Annotated in this window: 1 protein-coding gene; it reads right to left on the bottom strand. The window is 70.9% G+C overall.

Annotation, left to right across the window (positions count from 1 at the left end; all coding sequences use genetic code 11):
* On the bottom strand, positions 1-765 hold a 765-nt coding region (locus STRTUCAR8_RS39555), incomplete at its 3' end, for an HARBI1 family protein (RefSeq protein ID WP_044473680.1).
* Positions 766-808 lie beyond the last annotated feature (43 nt).

The following is an 808-nucleotide window of genomic DNA, read 5'->3' as shown; positions in this document are numbered from 1 at the left end:
GGCTGCAGGGTCGAGGCTGACCCTGCGCAGGGCCTTGAAAGTGACCTTCAGCAGGGCGTTGGCACGTTCGGCGACAGCGTGGACGCCTCGGATCACCGCGTTGAACGCCTGGTCGGGCTCGGCGAGTTCACCGCCCTTGGGCTTCTTGACCGGGTGGCGGAGGCCGGGCCCGGCGTTCTCGTAGCCGAGGTCGGTCAGGGTGGGGATGCCGAGGGTGGCGGCGAGCCGGTTCAGGGCGTCGACCAGTCCGTGGGCGCGGGCGCAGGTGGTGTCGTGCTCGCGGCCCGGGCGGACCGGGGAGACCCAGAGGGGCCAGCCATCCGGGGCGGCGATGACCTGCACGTTTCCTCCGTGGTGCTTGTGCTTGCCCGACCACCACAGGTCTGCGCCGTTGGGGCCGGCGGCGGCCACGCGGTCGGTGCGGATGACCGTGCCGTCCAGGTTGAGGTGGGTGTACCCGGCCGCCGCCGCCCTCTCCAGCGCGGTGGACAGATCGGGTGCGTGGTCGGCGAGCACCGTCAGCCCTTCGTGCAGGTAGCGGTAGGCGGTCGGTACCGAGATGCCGCTGTCCCGGGCAAGCTGGACCAGCCGGGTACCGTCGACGAACCAGCGCAGCACGAGCACCGCCTGCCGGAAGACGCCCAGAGCGCGAGTGCCCTTGCGGGTCCCGAGCTGCTCGCGATGCCCGCGCAGCAGCTTCGCGAGATGCTCGGCGGTCGCCCTGCGGACATCGAGCACGGCGGTGTAGGTGATACTGGACGCCACGTGGAGCCTCTGGTTGTACGGAACGTGATCTTCGCAGACCCGT

Source organism: Streptomyces turgidiscabies Car8, from assembly GCF_000331005.1.
In the GTDB taxonomy this organism is placed as follows: Bacteria; Actinomycetota; Actinomycetes; order Streptomycetales; family Streptomycetaceae; genus Streptomyces; species Streptomyces turgidiscabies.
This window is presented reverse-complemented; position numbering and strand designations above follow the sequence as displayed.